The organism is Myxococcales bacterium, from assembly GCA_016699535.1.
GTDB lineage: Bacteria > Myxococcota_A > Polyangia > Polyangiales.
Genome location: CP064980.1, coordinates 1,682,931 through 1,700,496 on the forward strand (window position 1 = coordinate 1,682,931; position 17,566 = coordinate 1,700,496).

At 49.4% G+C, this 17,566-nt stretch carries 14 protein-coding genes and 4 tRNA genes; 9 read left to right on the forward strand and 9 right to left on the reverse strand.

The features are described 5' to 3' along the window. Window positions 1-11: 11 nt before the first annotated feature. Window positions 12-1,277, forward strand: coding sequence for a UDP-N-acetylglucosamine 1-carboxyvinyltransferase (murA, locus tag IPJ88_08035; GenBank protein ID QQR91654.1), 1,266 nt, complete (start codon window positions 12-14; stop codon window positions 1,275-1,277). A 4-nt stretch (window positions 1,278-1,281) separates the two neighbouring features. On the opposite strand, the gene IPJ88_08040 is transcribed toward murA, so the two are convergent. Beyond that, entirely contained in the window at window positions 1,282-1,671 is a 390-nt protein-coding gene (locus IPJ88_08040; GenBank protein QQR91655.1) for a helix-hairpin-helix domain-containing protein, read from the reverse strand. 255 nt (window positions 1,672-1,926) lie between these two features. Here IPJ88_08040 and IPJ88_08045 point away from each other — a divergent pair, with 255 nt between their 5' ends. Next, a complete protein-coding gene (locus IPJ88_08045) occupies window positions 1,927-3,339 on the forward strand; it encodes a leucyl aminopeptidase (GenBank protein QQR91994.1) in 1,413 nt (470 codons plus the stop codon). A 162-nt stretch (window positions 3,340-3,501) separates the two neighbouring features. Here IPJ88_08045 and IPJ88_08050 read toward each other — a convergent pair whose 3' ends face one another. From IPJ88_08050 to IPJ88_08080, 7 genes are all read right to left on the reverse strand, one after another. Beyond that, window positions 3,502-4,350 (reverse strand): hypothetical protein, encoded by an 849-nt coding sequence (locus IPJ88_08050; GenBank protein ID QQR91656.1) that lies wholly within the window; start codon window positions 4,348-4,350, stop codon window positions 3,502-3,504. Next, window positions 4,287-5,066: a zinc-ribbon domain-containing protein gene (locus tag IPJ88_08055; GenBank protein QQR91995.1), complete on the reverse strand. Its 780-nt coding sequence runs from the start codon at window positions 5,064-5,066 to the stop codon at window positions 4,287-4,289. Before IPJ88_08055 ends, IPJ88_08050 begins: the two co-directional genes overlap by 64 nt. Before the next feature lie 157 nt (window positions 5,067-5,223). Continuing rightward, window positions 5,224-5,811 carry a hypothetical protein gene (locus IPJ88_08060; protein ID QQR91657.1) on the reverse strand — a complete coding sequence of 196 codons (588 nt, stop codon included), beginning with the start codon at window positions 5,809-5,811 and terminating at the stop codon, window positions 5,224-5,226. An 85-nt stretch (window positions 5,812-5,896) separates the two neighbouring features. Next, window positions 5,897-6,847 (reverse strand): electron transfer flavoprotein subunit alpha/FixB family protein, encoded by a 951-nt coding sequence (locus IPJ88_08065; protein QQR91658.1) that lies wholly within the window; start codon window positions 6,845-6,847, stop codon window positions 5,897-5,899. A gap of 12 nt (window positions 6,848-6,859) precedes the next feature. Beyond that, window positions 6,860-7,699, reverse strand: a complete 840-nt coding sequence (locus IPJ88_08070) for an electron transfer flavoprotein subunit beta/FixA family protein (protein QQR91659.1) — start codon at window positions 7,697-7,699, stop codon at window positions 6,860-6,862. 133 nt (window positions 7,700-7,832) lie between these two features. Beyond that, window positions 7,833-8,036, reverse strand: coding sequence for a hypothetical protein (locus IPJ88_08075; GenBank protein ID QQR91660.1), 204 nt, complete (start codon window positions 8,034-8,036; stop codon window positions 7,833-7,835). Window positions 8,037-8,067: 31 nt separating this feature from the next. Then, window positions 8,068-10,062 (reverse strand): hypothetical protein, encoded by a 1,995-nt coding sequence (locus tag IPJ88_08080; protein QQR91661.1) that lies wholly within the window; start codon window positions 10,060-10,062, stop codon window positions 8,068-8,070. A gap of 31 nt (window positions 10,063-10,093) precedes the next feature. Here IPJ88_08080 and IPJ88_08085 point away from each other — a divergent pair, with 31 nt between their 5' ends. The 3 genes from IPJ88_08085 to IPJ88_08095 all read left to right on the forward strand — a co-directional run bounded on the left by IPJ88_08085 (window position 10,094) and on the right by IPJ88_08095 (window position 13,698). Next, window positions 10,094-11,290 carry a hypothetical protein gene (locus tag IPJ88_08085; protein ID QQR91662.1) on the forward strand — a complete coding sequence of 399 codons (1,197 nt, stop codon included), beginning with the start codon at window positions 10,094-10,096 and terminating at the stop codon, window positions 11,288-11,290. 203 nt (window positions 11,291-11,493) lie between these two features. Further along, window positions 11,494-12,498 carry a hypothetical protein gene (locus tag IPJ88_08090; protein QQR91996.1) on the forward strand — a complete coding sequence of 335 codons (1,005 nt, stop codon included), beginning with the start codon at window positions 11,494-11,496 and terminating at the stop codon, window positions 12,496-12,498. A 177-nt stretch (window positions 12,499-12,675) separates the two neighbouring features. After that, window positions 12,676-13,698, forward strand: a complete 1,023-nt coding sequence (locus IPJ88_08095; GenBank protein QQR91663.1) for a hypothetical protein — start codon at window positions 12,676-12,678, stop codon at window positions 13,696-13,698. Between the two features lie 197 nt (window positions 13,699-13,895). Here IPJ88_08095 and IPJ88_08100 read toward each other — a convergent pair whose 3' ends face one another. Next, complete coding sequence (locus tag IPJ88_08100; protein ID QQR91664.1) at window positions 13,896-15,593, reverse strand: hypothetical protein; 1,698 nt, start codon at window positions 15,591-15,593, stop codon at window positions 13,896-13,898. Between the two features lie 693 nt (window positions 15,594-16,286). On the opposite strand from IPJ88_08100, the gene IPJ88_08105 reads away from it, so the two are divergent. The 4 genes from IPJ88_08105 to IPJ88_08120 all read left to right on the forward strand — a co-directional run bounded on the left by IPJ88_08105 (window position 16,287) and on the right by IPJ88_08120 (window position 17,540). Next, window positions 16,287-16,362, forward strand: a tRNA-Thr gene (locus IPJ88_08105). Window positions 16,363-16,790: 428 nt separating this feature from the next. Then, a tRNA-Tyr gene (locus IPJ88_08110) sits at window positions 16,791-16,876 on the forward strand. A gap of 185 nt (window positions 16,877-17,061) precedes the next feature. After that, window positions 17,062-17,137, forward strand: a tRNA-Gly gene (locus tag IPJ88_08115). A 331-nt stretch (window positions 17,138-17,468) separates the two neighbouring features. Then, window positions 17,469-17,540: transfer RNA gene (locus tag IPJ88_08120), tRNA-Thr, on the forward strand. Window positions 17,541-17,566 lie beyond the last annotated feature (26 nt).

The following is a 17,566-nucleotide window of genomic DNA, read 5'->3' on the forward strand; positions in this document are numbered from 1 at the left end:
ACAGGCCGTTTATGGACAGCATTGTCATCCAAGGCAGACGACGTCTGTGCGGGGAAATAAAAATAAGTGGAGCGAAAAATGCAGCGCTCCCAGTCTTGTGTGCTTCGATATTGGCAGAGGGGCGACACGAGATTACAAATATTCCACAGCTACGTGACATACAGACAACACTTAGTTTGCTTGAGCATTTAGGCCTGAAAACCAATCGGCAAGGCTCCACTGTGAGCATTGAGAACACGGGCGTGCATGAATACGAAGCCCCCTATGATCTTGTGAAAAAAATGCGTGCCTCGGTGTTGGTGCTTGGCCCCTTGGTAGCTCGTTACGGTCGAGCACGCGTTTCGATGCCCGGAGGCTGCGCCATAGGAGCAAGGCCCATCGATCAGCATGTCGACGGACTAAAAGCTCTCGGGGCGAGTGTATTGCTGCAGCACGGTTATGTCGATGTCACCGTACCGCCGCATGGTTTACGCGGAGCGGATATAGCACTGAAAACTCCTAGCGTGACAGGCACTGAAAACCTTTTGTGTGCCGCGACACTTGCGCGAGGCGAAACCATCCTTCGTCAAGCTGCCAGAGAGCCCGAGATTGTCGATCTTGCCTGTGCCCTTCGCAGTATGGGAGCGGTAATCGAAGGGGATGGTACCGACACCATTCGTATTGTTGGGCAGAGCGAGCTTGGTGGGATGAATCATAGCGTGATGCCAGATCGCATCGAAGCCGGCACCTATATGGCAGCGGTTGCTGCGACGGGGGGCGAAGGGCGTATTGTTGGAGCTCGCGCACGAGACCTTGGAGCGACTTGTGATGCATTTCGCCAAATGGGTATAAAAGTGGAAGAGAACGAAGATGTGTTATGGGTCTCTGCAGAGCTGCCTTTCACGCCCATCAACCTTACAACCGCGCCTTTTCCTGGCTTCCCTACCGATATGCAAGCCCAGTTAATGGTCTTGATGTGTATGGCTGATGGGCAATCAAAGATTACTGAGACGATATTTGAAAATCGTTTTATGCACGTCGGTGAACTTAGGCGCATGGCTGCCAACATTTCTTTGCATGGCCGAGAGGCCACCATTTCTGGTCCAACAAATTTTCAAGGTGCCGAGGTGATGGCTACCGATTTGCGCGCAAGCGCTTGTTTGGTTATTGCCGCTTTGGTGGCTGAGGGCAGCACTCAAATCCGGCGTGTCTACCATCTTGATCGCGGCTACGAAGGTTTAGAGCATAAGCTCGCAGCGGTCGGAGCCAGCGTTCGACGCATCAAAGGTGGCCTGTAGGCCTCTAACTTTTTTCTTGAGCAGTTTTGCGTTTTTCTTTGTTTGCCTTCGGCACGTGGTTTTCCCCGCTAAGCTTCAACATGGGTTGCAGTCGTTTTAGCGTTTTGCGGCCAATGCCTTTTACACGCAAGATTTCATGGATTTTCTTGAAGCTTTTTCGTTTGTCACGGAGCTTAATAATGGCTTCTGCTTTCGCTGGGCCGATCCCTGGAAGTAGCATGAGCTCTTTTAGGGTTGCTGTGTTGAGATTGATTTCTAGCGAATCGGTCGGCTGTGGCGATTGAGGCGCCTGCACCTCTTCTTTTTTCTCAGCAAACGATTTGCTTGGCGCTACAACCGGACTTGCCAGTGCGATTGATAGAAATATACCTGAGATGGTCTTACGGTGGAACATAGATCTCCTTCTTGGGTTTTTAGAATGCGCTTGTTGAGTGCAAATTGATGACCAAACGAGGCCTTTTGAGTTTTTCAGTACTTAGCGCGAGCATTTGGTGAATTGGCGGATTTAGAGCCGGCGACCGTCAGGCGGCATAGTTGAGCTTCGGCGTGGGCCGTGGCAGGATGCACTTCGTAATCACGAAAAGAGAGGCTTCATGAAACTGAGTTTGGCCACCGACGGAATTAAAAAGATCAAAGCAGACGTAGTTGGATTGGGAGTATATTCCAAGCAGCTAAAAAGGACGAAAGTCTCGCGCAGCTGGATCGAATGAGTAGTGGCGCACTGAAGCGAGTGATTGCGGAAGAGGGATTTAAGGGCAGCAAGGGGCAAATACTTCAATTCCAGTTTTCAGGCAAAGGCCAAGTGAAGCGTATCATTCTTGTCGGGTTAGGCGCGGCTAAGGTTAGCTCAGCGCATTGCAGGACAATTGCGGTGCGAACCGCGCGGCATGCGCGACGCTTCACCAGCATCGCGTTGATTCTTCCACAGACCGATATTCCAGCAGTACGCGCCGCAGCCGAGGGCTTGTTAGGTGGTTCGTATCTCTATGATCGTTATTTTTCTGAAAGTAAAAAACCAAAGACCAAACTTAACCGAGCAGTGCTTCTTGTTGATAAATCTCAGAACACTCCGGAGCTAGAACGTGCGCTTCAAGAAGGCGCTATCATTGGTGGTGCCGTCAACTTCGCTCGTGACTTAGTGAATTGCCCTCCGAATGATTTGACGCCAACGGCACTTGCTGATGCGGCAAAGCAAGCTTGTGATCAGGTTGGGGCGAAGTGCAAAATCTACAATAAGAAGGAGATTCAAAACATGGGCATGAACCTGCTTCTGGCTGTCAACCGTGGCAGCGCCCAGGAGCCGCGTTTTGTGCATATGAGCTACAAGCCTGCTCAAGCAAAAAAGCGAATTGTTTTTGTTGGGAAAGGCATTACGTTTGACGCAGGCGGTTTGTGTATCAAACCTTCGAAAGCTATGTTGGATATGAAATGCGACATGGCGGGTGCTGCCGTGACCATTGGTGTTGTCGTAGCAGCAGCAGCATTACGTCTACCCGTTGAAGTTCATGGTTTGGTGGCTTCGACCGAAAATATGACGGGAGCCGATGCCTATCGGCCTGGTGACGTCTTTACTGCAAAGAATGGCAAAACGGTTGAAATCATCAACACCGATGCCGAGGGCCGACTTGTTCTGGCCGATGCGTTGAGCTATGCAGATGAACTTGAGCCGGATTTGCTCATCGATCATGCAACACTAACCGGAGCGTGCATGGTGGCCCTTGGACCGCGTCGCGCTGGTTTCTTTTCAAACAGCGATGACATTGCACAGAGCTACATTGTGGCTGCCGAACAGCAAGACGAGATGTATTGGCGCATGCCTCTCGATACTGATTTACGAGAGCTTTTGAAGAGCAGTATCGCCGACATGAAACATTGCGATGGACCTTACGGAGGGACCATCACGGCAGCGCTGTTCCTAAAAGAGTTCATTGGCAAAAACAAATGGGTGCACGTTGATATTGCTGGCCCGGCATTTTTGGAAACAATGCACGGTGATACGCCCAAAGGCGGCACTGGCTTTGGTATTCGTACTGCATTAGAATACCTTCGCTCGATCGCGTAGCTTTGTTTTCTTAGAGTCTAAACGGGTAGTTGATACTGAAACTAGACTGCTTGAATTTAGGAAAACGGGCTTTGCGCACGGCGCCTTCGATGCACCTTGCTGCTGGGGTACCCGCAAAATTTCCTGATACTTTTGCACTCGCAACTCGACCTGTTGAGCCGGTTACACGAATGGCTGTTTGGGCGATTCCTGTTTTACCTGCGCCACAGCTTTAACACTTCCTTCTACGGCACGTAGTGCCGAAACCACATCGGAACGACTCGGTGTGTTAGGCAAGTTGCTTGAAGTTTTCTTGGACGAAGCGCTGCTAGTGGAGCCACCCGAAATAGCTTGATCAAGCAAGTCATCGATACTGCCCGATGATTTCTTGGTTGTCGTCTCTGCGGTGTCATTTGATTTCGATGATGTTTTTCCGCTGCTTCGTGATTTAGAAGTGCGGTGCGACGAGCTTTTTTTCTTGTCCTGCTTTTCATCACTGGCTTGTTTTTCGTTGTCTTCCGTAGAGGGGTCTTCTTTTCCCGCCGGTTGCTCTACCGTTGCTGCAGGCTGAGGAGCTTCCTGCTCTGTCGGTTGAGCTGTCGCTGCGGCTTGGCTGTTAATAGCGGTTGGTGCCGATGCGAGAGTGTCTTGCTTGTCGTCAGAGCCTGTAAACATAGAGACTGCTACGAGGACAATAGCAACCAGTGCTAAAATACCGACCACCCCTAACGCAATGAGCAATGTTTTATTATTGAGCTCAGAGCTAGACTCAGCGCGCAAGGACGGAGCAGCAAGCGGTGCGAGTGGAATATTGTTTTGCGCACTGAAAAACACCTGGTCGGCAATCGAGGAAGAGGACTCCCTGTTCTGAGTTGCTGCTGCGGTGCTGCCTGCTGCTGATGCCAGTGCCTTAATGTCTATTAGACCGGAAGCGTCATCGGATGCTGCCCCAGCAGGTACACCGGCTTTTACGGCGGCAGACTGTTGCTGGGTCTCGGGACGTTGGGTCGAGAGATCTTTAAGGTTGGACAATGAAAAAGTACGGAGTTTTCGTGACGAGCTCCAATTAAGTTATCGTCACCTGCATTTGAAGGAGCGCTCCCTAACGACTCAGAGTTGCTTGGTTGGATTGCTGCAGAGTTTGGCCCGTTCGCGCTTCCAAAAGGAGAGAAGGCGGCTGCTGTTGAAGGTGTGGGCTGCGCAGCGGGCGCCGTTGCAGGCAAGGGCTCGGGGCTGGCTGAAAACAAATCGGCTCCTGCGGCTGCCGAAGCGCGAGTTACTTTCGATGCGGATGCAATGATATCTTTGACGCTCTCAGTGCTTTGAGCACGCGTGACTTCATCGTCGCTATCAAACAAATCGGCTTCATCGGCACTGCTTCCCACTTGAATCGCGGCTTGGGATGAAACAGAGGAGGATCCCTTTACGGCTTGGACAAGTTCTTGGACGTCTCGCGCAACTTTCCAGTCATCAAAACCCTCCCGCCAGACGTAGCCATCCCAATCAATGTCGCCACCTGCAATGAGTTGACCCACGCGCTGTGCACTAAGCGGTCCCTGTTGTTCCCCATCGACTACGACGTGCCAAAGTTCAGTGCTACTATCGTCGGTCTCAGAAACACCCTGCTGCTCATTATGGATAACGATCGAAGCATTGCATTTCTTGCACTGAATCTTAAAAGCTTTTCCAGCTACTTTTTCATCGGCAATGGAGTATTTTGCGCCGCAGGCTTCGCACGTGATTTTCATTCGCTTTTTGATTTCCTATGTTATTTCAGCGGATTTAGTACAGCATACAGCGTTGTAGGCTACCAATTCCTCTTACTCTAGCATAGCCGGTCTGACCGGCGGCGATCAAGCTAATGCCTTTTATTTGGCGCGGTGTAACGTCTTTGTCTAGTTTTCCCTACCTGTTGCGAAGAGCCCACCACGCCATAATAAGTGCGGCTACACCCAAGCAAGTGGCTAATAATAGCCAGATATCCTGCTTTTCGCTCGGATTATTTGCAACCGGAGCGTAGCTTTCCAGTTGAAATGGCGCCGTTATCTCTGTGGGTGGCTCGGTGTTTTCAGGGGCAGAATCATAACTCGTTCCAATTTTCCAGCGATTTATAATCAGATCGGCAAGCTCTTCAGGTTCAGATTCCTCAATTTGACCGTCTTTCTCTCGCTTTTTTCCATGCATTTTGTCTACTGGAATGCTTTTGTCCGGCGTCTCATGGACTCGAGTATGCAACTGAATTGAAGTGGTCGTCGCAACACAATGCGAGCCGCGAAGTTTCCAGTCATAGCGACTCAGATCTTTAAACACTAACTTCTCAGGTCCCTGTGCTTTGATTTCATAGCGACCGTTTTCTGCACGAGGATCGTTTTTTGCCGTGCTGCAAACAGTGACCCATTTCTGTTTTGAATAGCTTGAGGACCGTTTTTTTACGGCGAGGTTTTCACTCCAGCAGGTGTCACTCTCGATGCTGCGACGTCCTTTGACTTGCAAATGCTGGCCCTTGGCTGTGATGGTAACGATTTCATTGTTTTAAAATGGATAAACGTTGCATGTTAGCCTTGGGCTTTGATTTTCTTTATCTCTTCCGTGAGCGCGGGCACAGCATCAAAAGATCGGCTGCCCAAAAATAATCAGCGACTTGAGCTATCGGTGCTTCTTTGTCTTTGTTGATTGCAACAATGACCTTTGAGCCTTTCATGCCAGCGAGGTGCTGGATAGCGCCACTGATACCTACTGCAATGTAGAGGTTGGGCGCAACGACTTTGCCAGTTTGCCCAATTTGAAGATCCCCAGAGACGTATCCTGCGTCGCAGGCGGCGCGAGAGGCTCCATGGCGGCTCAAGTTCATCAACAAGTGGTTCAAGGATGTTTTAAAGTTGTCAGCGCTTTTTAGGGCACGACCGCCTGATACGACGACTTTCGCATCTGTGAGCTCGGGTCGTTCACTTTTTACGCTTTTTAGCTCCAGAAATTCAATTTTATCAGTGGGTCCGGCCGTGATTTTAGCAAAGGGCGCAATAGGACTCTGGCTGCCTTGCTCTTCGGCTGCGCCGAACTCCGATTGACGCACGGTCACGACTTGGATGGGAGTTGAAATTTGCACCGTTGCAAAAACGTTTCCTGCATACATGGGGCGAACAAAACTTAAATTTTGGCCATCATAGTTCATCGAAGTGATGTCACTTGCCATGCCAGCATCAAGGCGGGCTGCTGCTCTGGGTAAGAGATCTTTGCCAAAAGAGGTCGCTGTCGCAACAATCACATTGTATTGCTTCTGTTGGACAAGTTCGGCGATCGTTGGTGCGTAATGTTCGGCAAGGTAGCCCCCTTCGATTTCCGTACTCCATACCGTTTCAGCGCCGAAGCCTTTCAATTCGTCAGCGGCGCTCGATGCGCCTTGTCCAATGCTTAAAATATCAAAGGGAGCTTGCGCTTTCTCTTTAAGGTCCAAAGCAAAACGAAGAGCCGACAAGGTGTTCTTTCGGAGCTTTCCATCTAGCAATTCAGCGACAACAAGTGTTTTCATGGTCAATCTCCTTTAGATAACTTTGGATTCAGAGCGAAGCTTATTGACAAGGTCACTCGCGTTTTCAACAAAGGTTGTTTGTCCGGATCGTGCTGCTGGGAGACTGAAGCTTATATGTTTAATTTTTAGGCTTGGCGTGATGCCCAGGCTACTGAGCTCGAGTTCGTCTATAGGTTTTTTCTTTGCTGCCATGATTCCTTTAAGCGAGGCATATCGACCACCTTCGGCTTCAGGATAGGCATGATCCGCTGGCGTTACACCGTTGCGGACTGCTTGTGGTGCAAGAATGCGGTCCGCTGAGGTAATCACCGCCGGCGTTTGAATTTTGATTCGCATTTCACCCATATCCACTTCTCGTCCAACGATGAAACTTTTGCCTCCATCCAAGCTTTCAAGGTCCTGCGCTTGCGTTGCCATCGGCCATCCAAGAAGTTCTGCGAGCATTTGCCCGCAGACGTTAGCATCGCTATCGACCGCAAGCTTGCCCATGAGTACTAAATCAGGCTGCTCCTTTTCGACAATCTTGGCTAGAATTTGGGCCACACTAAAAGAATCAAGGTCCGTGTCATTTGCTTTAACAAGCACGGCTCGATCGGCTCCCATGGCCAAGGCTTGGCGTAAGGTTTGTGTGCTTTCAGCGGGCCCGACAGAAACGATGATTGTCTCTCCAAGCTTTTCGTTGCTTTGTGCGTTTTCATTGAGACGAAGAGCTGCTTCTAGTGCGTATTCGTCGTAAGGATTAATTTTGTACTCCATGCCATCGGTGTTAATCGATTTGCCGTCAGCAGATACTTTTGCTTTATTTGCATTGTCGGGGTCGGTCACACGTTTAATTGGAACGAGGATTTTCATAGTCGATGTACTCTCTGTGTTAAGTCACGGTACGGAGCTTGGCCTCGGTAAAAGCCTTTGCCACCGGAAGAGATAGAAAGCGTAGCACAAGCTGTCAATAACAGACTAACTTTGTACCGACGGCCAAGGCACCCTAAAATGGGCTTACCGAAGGCTTTACTTCGGAGAAAGCTTCAACTTGAGCTTCGATGGTTGAAGGATCTTGTTCAGGCAGTTGTTTTGCAAGTGTAAAAAAGCGCGCGAGTGGACTTTCGTAGTCCGGCCACATCCCAGCATTCTGCAAAACTCTGGCTGCATAGCCCCTAAAGCGGCCCTGTGAACGGAGGGTTTTCGCCACATTTCGAAATTCTTCGACCGGATCTGCTTGCTCATCGAAGCTGGTTTCGATTTGCAGTCCTACCCAAATGGCGGAATTCCATTCTTCGACAAAGGAAAACTTTGTTTCGTAACCACGTTGTTTGCGAATGCCTTGCGCCATTGCGTGCATAAAAGCTACCGCAGCGCTTTTTGGAGTTAGAGTCGGTTGACGGCTTGGTCCACAAAACAAGCCAGCGGTTAGGCTGCTTTTGTTCGGGCTGCTCCGGTGTTGCTTTCCTTTGATTGGACCCTTCGGGTGGCAGGTCACTCTTTTTCCCCTCTGGGAATCTTGCCAGTGCTTTACCCACCATTTCAAATACTGTATCGATTGGCAGTTCGCCGCGCATGTGAAATTGAATGTTGTTTCCAACAACATGCTCCAACCAGGCATCGCGAAATTCGGAAAGAGAAAACATGGAGATGCCTTGCTCTGATCCCTGCGGAAAAATAGCTCCGGGAGTGCTCGGCGCAAGTTGCTGAGCCACAGCGATAAAGAAATCCGCGGCGGGTCCTTGATTGCTGATCTCGTGCCGGAGGAGGTACTTGGCTTGGTGCAAGGTGGTTTGATTGAAAGAGGGCATGCGTATGCAGTGCAGTAGCAGGCGGAGCGCCTCGTGCCATTTTTCTTCAGGCGCATTCAGGTACAAGCCCCATGCATTTGCATCGACCCAAGGTCGGAGGATAATATCGTTTTCTAGCAGCATGCTCTTGAAGACAGCTTCTGGAAGTCCCCCGCAGCTAAGCGAAGTTGATAGACTCATAAGCGCAGCGCGTCCATGGCGAAGCGGTGGATCAAAAGCGGCTCCGCTAGCAACCGCCCATTCGAACTCAATCCGGCCGGAAGGGGCATGCTTTTCCCACAAAACACGCGCCCCGTTTTCAAGGATTGCCTCTTTGCCAAAATCGGTGCTTTGGGCAGAAGTATTCAATCGTGCTGCGGCAATGCCTCGTTTTAGATGAAGGTCGACTTCTTCTGCATTGCATTTGATCGGAACACGTAGAGCAAGGGAAAGTTTTGAGAAATCGCTTTTGCTGTAAGGAGCTGCGGCCCAGTGTAACCCGACTGCTGTCATCGTATCCGTCGCTGAGAAAAAACGATCTTTCCAGTTTGTCTCTTCGTTATGTTGTTGTTGAACTTGAGCCAAGGCAAACCCCAAGCGCTCCGCGAAGTTATTGGCGTCAGTCGATTGGCTTTGCAGGGTCAGCAGAACACCTCCTCGCACTTCAATGCCGGCGGAGACAAACGGTGTTGAATTAAATTCATCGGTTGATGCAGCCAGCTCTCCCCAAACAGGGTGAACAAGTTTGAGGATGAAAACATCGTCTAAGCTAAGATCCCGCGTCGCTGCGCTTTTTGCTTGGGCGAGGTGGGATGTATTTCCAACCACGAAGTCCTCAAAAGCAGAAAAGTCTGGCACGCCCTCGGCAAGAATGAGCGCACGGTTTGGCGCGAATTGTTGCTGCATAAAAGCTGCGATGGTGGAGCGATTTGCCTTTACCGAGAAGTTTTGAGTATTGGGAAAGAAACGAGCTCCCTGTTTTCCTAGAAGCTTTAGCAAAACAGTCCAATCCAGATTGCCCAATTCCGGATTGTCGTTGTTTTTAAGCTTTTTTTGCGCTTGACTCAGTTCGTAGTCGCTGGCTTCACGCGTGTTAAAAGAGGCCAAAAGTTGCCGTGTGCAACTTTTCCAGAGCAAGCGAGGGCAGGTTGCGTGAATCTCGATAGCATCGGGGTAGGTGTAGGCTTCTGCATAGTCGCCTACGCGTGTGGCCGCGATCTGGGCAGCTGCTGCGGCAACTGGACCGGGCATCGCGTCTCGAAATCCGGCATTGATCCACAAACTTACTTTGAAGAGTTCGGGATGGCTTCCGGGGACTGAAGCGATGCTCAGTCCACTCCCTTGAGCCGCTTTTATCTTGGTTTTTAAAAAGTCATCTGGCTTGCTTCGGGAAGAAGCAACACAGGCGCTAAGCATGACAAGAACACAAATAATGAAGGTGCGCATGGGAGTCCGAGCCTACAACAAGGAGGAAAGGGTGCGAAATACCCTAAAGCCAGGTATTTTAGAGATGATGCTTGTATCGATTGCTCATAAGGCCAGCTGGCTTTGCCTTATTCTCATGTGCACGCTCTCGTGCGGTGGCGATCCGGCCACACGCGATAGTGCGACGAGATCCGGGCATGAAGTCCACATCGTTACGATGAGAAACCCCGGAGGAGGCTATAGCTTGCATAGTTATGATGCCGAGCAGTTATTTCGAAAGGGAAACAGTTTTCTGCGACGAGGTCAATGTGAGCTTGCTGTTCATTACTACGATCAATTAGTGAACACTTTTTTGTCCAGTGGATATGTTTCCCCCGCTTTGTACAATGCGGGTCTTTGTTTAGAGCAATCCAATAACTTTGCGGCAGCCGCCACGCGCTTTTCATTGCTTCTTGAACGTGCTCCTACGTCCGATGATGTCAAACATGCTTCCCTTCGATTGCTGGCCCTCGAGATAAGGCTTAAACGAAATGAAAAAGCCCTTGAGCGAACGGAAAAGCTTTTGGAAGATGAAACGCTTAGCATCGCAGATCGTGCAGAAGTTATGGCCTCTCGGGCGCAGGCGTTGTTTGCACTCGGGCGTTTTGCGAGCGCGGAACATCAGGCTAGACAAACCCTGCAATACTACGAGTCAATTGATCTTCATTCAGAATTTGGCGATCGGTATTTTGTCGCTGCGGCTAATTTTATCTTGGCTGAGGTATTGCGCACTCGAGCGGAGTCTGTTGCTTTTGGGAAACAAAATAGGGACGAGCAACGTCAGAGTTTCAAAAAAAGAGTGAACTTGCTTTTGGATGCACAAAAAGAATATTTTAAGTGCATACGCTGGGCTGTGCCGCATTGGGCTGTGGCTGCCGGTTATCATATTGGCGGAATGTACGAAGCGCTTTGGCAGGATCTCATGTCAGCGCCTCTTCCCAGTGATGTGAGCAAAACGGATGAGGGCACTTATCACGACGAACTCAAAGCTTTGCTTCAGCCTTTGGTACGCCATGCGATTCGCTATTGGGAGCTCACGCTTCGCATCGTGGAACGCACCGGTACGCGGAGTGCGTGGACAAAACGAACGCGAGCTGAACTTGAGAGAATCCGTGTCAAAGCGTACGAGGAATGGCTTCCGGAAGATGGCACGCTCTTTTATGGTGTTGAAGGATCGGAGCACACTGTCGAAGCAACTGGGATAAGATAAGCAGATGTAGTGATACATCCGCCCTTTTTTGCAGCACTTGCTTTACCTCAACTTTGGATCTCTATTACGCTAAATCAATCGTGACGGCATTTCGTAGTTCCATTCCCGCAGCCATGGATTCGCAGCTAACTTTGCCTGATTCGAGCACAACACCGACCTTGCACAGCGCTTTGCCCAAACTAAACCTGAACTCACGCGGCTACATGGTTTCGTTTTGGTATGATTGGTTGTTGTTTCTTTCACCACCCGTGCTTGCGCTTCTTGCTGGCATCTTTATTTCAGGCTCGACTTTCACCAAAGAGCATTTTCTGTTTTGGGATCAGAAATATACGGGAGCCGGGTTGTTCTTAGGCATCATTATTCATGCTCATCTTGTAGCGGTTTTTTTTCGCTCGCATGCCAATAAATACATTTTCCAGCAGCATCGCCTACGGTTTTTACTTGTCCCACTTTGTGTTTGGGGCCTTATGAATCTTTCCCCGTGGCTACTGGTTACGGGATCGGTAGTAGCAACCTTTTGGGACGTTTATCATTCGGGTGCTCAGACTTTTGGCTTCGCTAGAATTTACGATAGCAAGGCCGGAAATCATCCTCTTGAAGGTCGACGTTTGGATTTTTGGATTAATCAATTGCTTTATGCCGGGCCAATATTGGCGGGTGTTTCCATGATGGATCACTTCGGTGATTTTAATGAGTACAAAGACGTCGGTGATATTTTCTTCTTAAGTATTCCCCCATGGATGCAAAGCCATCATGCATACTTTACTTGGGCGGTCGTTGTTGGTGGAAGCGCCTTTGTTGTTTACTACATTTATGCCTATTGGCGACTTGCTAAGCTAGGGCACACGATTTCTTGGATCAAAATTTACCTGTTGAGCAGCACAGGTGTCGTCAGTATTTATACTTGGGGCTTTAATAGTTGGGGCGAGTCCTTTTTTATCATGAACATATTTCATGCGGTGCAATACTTTGGCATTGTTTGGGCCTTGGAAAAGCGTAGCATCGTTTCTGTTTTCGGTTTGAAGAAGAGCTCTTATGCAAAACCAGCTGCTTTGATTCTATTCTTGTTGTGTACCGGAGCATATGGCTATTGGGTTCAAGCGCTCAATACGGACTACACTATGCTTTGGAGTATCACTCTAACTGTATCGCTCATGCATTTTTGGTACGATGGTTTTGTTTGGTCTGTGCGTAAAGCAGAGCTCTAGTTTTACTTCGCTCGCCATGGTGTAACCTGGGCATTTAAGCTATGTCGTGAATTCGGAGTTGTGGGGAGGCAACGGATTTGGCAATCCCAGACCTCTAATGATAGCCTTTTGCTCAGCTGCAGAGTTTCAATCTCCCACGATTAGCGGATTAGACAAGAAAGTTTCTCTTTTCGATCGATGCTTAGACAACGCTTGTTAGATATTAACACTTGGTACGGCTTTGCGTGGCTTGTTTTCTACTTTGGCGTGTGCACCTTTGTATGTTCTTTGTGGCTTCTGCGCGACATGCATTTACATAATTGCGCAAAAGATGGCGTGCACTTTGTCTCCGTTGACCAAAACACCACGCGGCGTCCCTATGCTTTGCGAGCTCTTTATCCCATGCTCATGAAAGGCAGCCATGAACTATTGGATAAAGAAATCCGGACGAATATTGCTCGGTCCTTGGAGCGCAAGTTTCCCTCTTTGAAGAAGTTCGCCAAGCGCAGCTGTACCCCTCCGCATCTTCTTTTAGACTTTCTGATCTTTGCAGGGGTCACATGGCTGTGTTTCTTTTCTTTTTTGTTTGTTGTTAAGAAAATTTTTCAGCATGTTTTTGTGTCTCGTGGTTGGAAAGCCAATCTGGTAGCGCCCATGGCTTTGCTCTTCATGAGTTATTTGTTTAGGCAAGGCGGCCACTTTTTCTACGATCCCTTTGTCCTTGCGCTTGTGCCTTTGGCGGTGTTGCTCTTCGCACAGAAAAAGTGGCTTCTTTTTTATGTCGCATTGAGCTTTGCTTTTATTAATAAAGAAACGGCTGTGGTGATTAGTCTTGCGTTTGCGGCCTATACCTATGGCGATCTGCCACGAAAAACTTGGTTCAAACACCTGCTTGGCCAAGCTTGCATGTATGCAGCTCTCCGAGTGGGCTTATGGACGTTGTTTGACCCAGGGACGGAGTCCAGCCAGTTTGACAACTACCTTCGTGGTTATCTGCAGAGCAACTTGTTTTTGCTGTGGAACGCAGCCTTTTGGTTTGATTATTCAGCGCAAGTCGCATTGGTTGCAGTTGCGATTGCCGTGTTCTACGGTTTCAAGGATCAGCCGCGTCTTTTTCGCAGCGCCTCCCTTATGACGCTGCCTCTCATGGTAGGCTACTTTAAAGTGGTGTGTGGGCGGAGCTTCGCGTTTTCTTTGAAGTGTATCCCTTTTTGTTTTTGATGGCTTATAAAAACCTTCTTGCTTTTGTCGGCCAACCGCTAAGTCTTCGCAATGAAGAAACAAGAGCCGAGCTTTTCCCTCCCCAAGTAATAAAAGCCATTTGGCTTATCGTACTACTTACTCTCGGCGCTCTTTTAACCGCATCGGCTTTGCTGGCTTACCGACGTTTATTGTAGCGCACAATCATCCAAGCGCGATCAATAGCGGTAGAGGTCTGGGAAGAATTCGATGTTGTCTTTATATCTGGGATTAATCAGAGGATCGATGCCTTGCGGCGTGAAACGCAAATGAATACTTCGCTTTAAAGGCGTAAGCGAGTGCACACCTTTTTTGAGAAACAAAGTGCTTTTTCCGTGCTGGACCTTTCCATCCAGTTCAATGGCTCCGGGGCTGCCCAAGATGGTGTAGCGACCGTCAAAAGGTAATTCGAAATTGGATGTCTGTTTAGGGATAGAAAGCTGAAACACAAAGACTGAAGCATGCAAATGCACATAGTGTTTTTGTACATAGCGTCGAATGCCAGGTGGCAGCCCCCGAAAGCGGTAGTTTTGCACGAGCAGTTTGGGAGGGTCGTTTTTAAGCTCGCGAACAAGTTCTTTTTTTTCTTCAGGCGGAAGGTTTGCCGTTTGCACGCTGCGTGGGTAGTCCATCCATCTCAGGCTACGTGGGCGATGCTGATGATGAGGGAAGAGAGGTGCAAGAGCCATGTAGCTGTCCTCAGGCCGCAGAATCGCCGTCGCAAGTTCAATGTTTTGTTTTTGATAGCCACTATCCTGAGCAAGTACCGCTTTGCTGCGTTGCAGTGGGAAGATGATTCCGAAGCAGAGCAGAATCGCCAGGCCAAGATAGCTTGTGTGTTTTGCTCTTTTTATCTCAGCGTCGAACAAATCAACAATCAGCACAAAAAATGTTGGCAGAAGTATAACGATAAAATAAGGCCAGGGCTGACGGTGCCAAAGACAAAAAGCCAGCATCGTGGAGCCGTAGATGACAAGTTTGAGGTTTTTATGCACATGGCTTTCGTTGTTTCGTTCCCAAAAAAGATGCCCCAAACTAAATAGGGCGAGCAGGTAGAAGAGTGGGTTTCGCAGCAAGGACTGGAACCAGTACATCCTAAGGTCATCGAGATTATACAAGACTTGTGTGGCTATCTTCTTTACGCCTGAACCGAATACCGTGTTTGTCACAGCATCAAAGGATGCAACGATGGTCCAAAACAGGAAGTAAGTGGCGATAGTGCCGCACAAAAGCAAAGCATAACCAAGAAGTTGTTTCAGAGCATTGCGGCGCGGATGGCTAAGGAGCACAAGGCTTGAGAGAGCAAGTCCTCCGGCGAAAATAAAGTACACGCCCTTTTGCGAAACTAAGAACGACAGCCCGGCGAGCAGACCACTCCATTGCGACTGTCCTCGCAGTAGAAAAACCAAACTTAGAAGGCCACATAGACTCGTTAGCATGTCAACGCGGAGTTCTGCTGAGCGTTCTAAAAAAGTACTCATCGAAAAAAGCAACGCCATCGCGAGCAGCAGAGCTCCACTTGAATAGATTTTGCGAAGCAGTTGCCCCGTAACTAAAAACAGTAGTGAAACAAGGCCAGCGGTGAAGAACTTAATGCTTAGCAGTTTGCTCCACATGGGCTGCACAAATAAAGTGGGTAAGAGTTGTACATAATAACCAAGGACGGTTTTATAAGGACGATGATCGCGATAGGGCAGTTCGGAGCGGAGCTTTTCGACTTGAGCGAAGCCCCCATATTCATCGACAATGAGCGGCAAGTGTAAAATATAAACACTTTCAAGAATCAAATAGGAGAGGCACAGGACGATAAGTCCAACCGTGAATGCCCAGCGGTTGTTTTGTAGCCAGGTCGAGATATGTTGTTTAGTGATTTTCATTGACGCAAAAGCGATAAGGTTGCTTTTTGTCCTGCTGGATCATTCGTTTATGGCGAAAGGTGTTTTGTGTGCTTCTTGTTCTTCGAATGATGAGCAAAAAAGATCAAGTATATGCAATTTGACGGTCGCTGCTGTTTTCCGAAATGGTGGTTAATAGAGACGGAGGGCTTACGCTAGGCATCGAAGCTGCTGGTGAGGACGCGGCAGCTATCGATTGGAGCGCAGAAGTCATCGGGATAGCATTTTATGAATTGTGAAAAAGAGACTTGGTTTGCCAGTTTTGGCGTGTTTTTGGTAAAAAGAAGACACTTTTGGCAATTTTTATGGGATTTTTATGACAATTTGAATTTTTCGTTTTAGGGAGGATGGTTCTTTGGACATTTAGATTCAAGGAGGGAGGAATCTTTGGTCGGCGATCTACCGCTGTGAAGATTGTCGTTACTGTCCTTAGATGCAAAGCGTGCTTGGTTTCGCCATTTCGCGGCAAGGATGCCTTGCTCGTTGCTGCCGATCCAGTATCCTTGGGCCATTGTGCCTCTAAAGAGGCGTTTTTAACTGAGGTCATCTCTTGACATAGAAGTGTGCAAAGAGTACACAGCGCACTCTTCTTTTTGGGCCGTATGGTGAGGTGCGTCCGTGACTGTAGATTTGGACGAGCAGTGGAGTCATTTCAGAACGAGCAAGGCTCCTCGTGCTGGCGTAGCTCAATTGGTAGAGCACCTGCTTTGTAAGCAGGGGGTTGCGGGTTCGAGTCCCATCGCCAGCTCCACCCCGCATGCAGACGACGTTTTGTTTGCGAGGACTTTCCGCGAGGCTTCCGTGGCTTCGGCTTACCTCCTCGGACCTCGTCGTCAGGTACAGCAGTACCATCCTCCTCGGTCCTGTGGGGGCACTCGAACCCACGGAAGCCTCGTGGAAAGATTTGTTAGTCAAACGATGCGTTTGTGTTTTCATGATCTAGGTTTCGAGTCCCAGAGAGGGAACCGGAGCATACATCCTGTATGTGAGGATTCTCCGCGAGGACGTAAGCCGTTGCTGGCTTGGTCGAAAATTAAATTAAAAGATGTTAATGGCAAAACTGGCCAGATGGGTCAGATTTCGAGCGCGCCCACAGCGGGGAACCGGAGCATACGTGCTGTATGTGAGGATTTCCCGCGAGGACGTAAGCCGAAAGCTGGGCCATCTGGCCAGTTTTGCGGAGGGTTGCCCGAGCGGTCAAAGGGAGCAGACTGTAAATCTGCCGGCTTATGCCTACAGTGGTTCAAGTCCACTACCCTCCACCAAAAGTGTCGCATAGCTTGCGATGCGCGGCGCGAGAGAACCTCGCTTTCTGCGGTGCCTGCTCACGCACATGAGTGCGCTGCGCGGGCTCCTCGAAACCGAGGCTCTCTCGCTTGCACCTCCCAAGCTATGCGACGCTTTTGGAAAAAGCATGTTGAGCTGGATAGAAGAGTAGTATCGGTAGTATGCGGGAGTAGCTCAGTTGGTAGAGCCTCAGTTTTCCAAACTGAATGTCGCCGGTTCGAGCCCGGTCTCCCGCTCCATTTTCCCACCCAATTCATGGTGAGCTCTTCGGATGCGCCAAATAAGTTGGTTGGTAACTCTGCTAGCTCAAAGCAGTCACGCAAAGTGAGAAGGAAATTCTTCGCACGAGGTTTTTCCGGGTTCGAGCGCCCCACACCCGGCGGCCAAAAAAGGGAACATGAAAAAGTAGCAGTTAAATCGTCGTCCGAGCTTTTCTGGGTTCGAGCGCCCCCACAGCGACGAGGAGGCACGTACATGATCGGTACTTGCCGACGAGGAGCGAGGAGGTAAGCCGAAGCCAGAAAAAGCTCGGGCGACGTCCTAGCAAGCAACAAAAGCTAGATGTATTGTGCCCAGGTAGCTCAGTGGTAGAGCACCTCCTTGGTAAGGAGGAGGTCGTGAGTTCAATCCTCATCCTGGGCTCCGTGAAAAATATCAAGCCAGCGCTG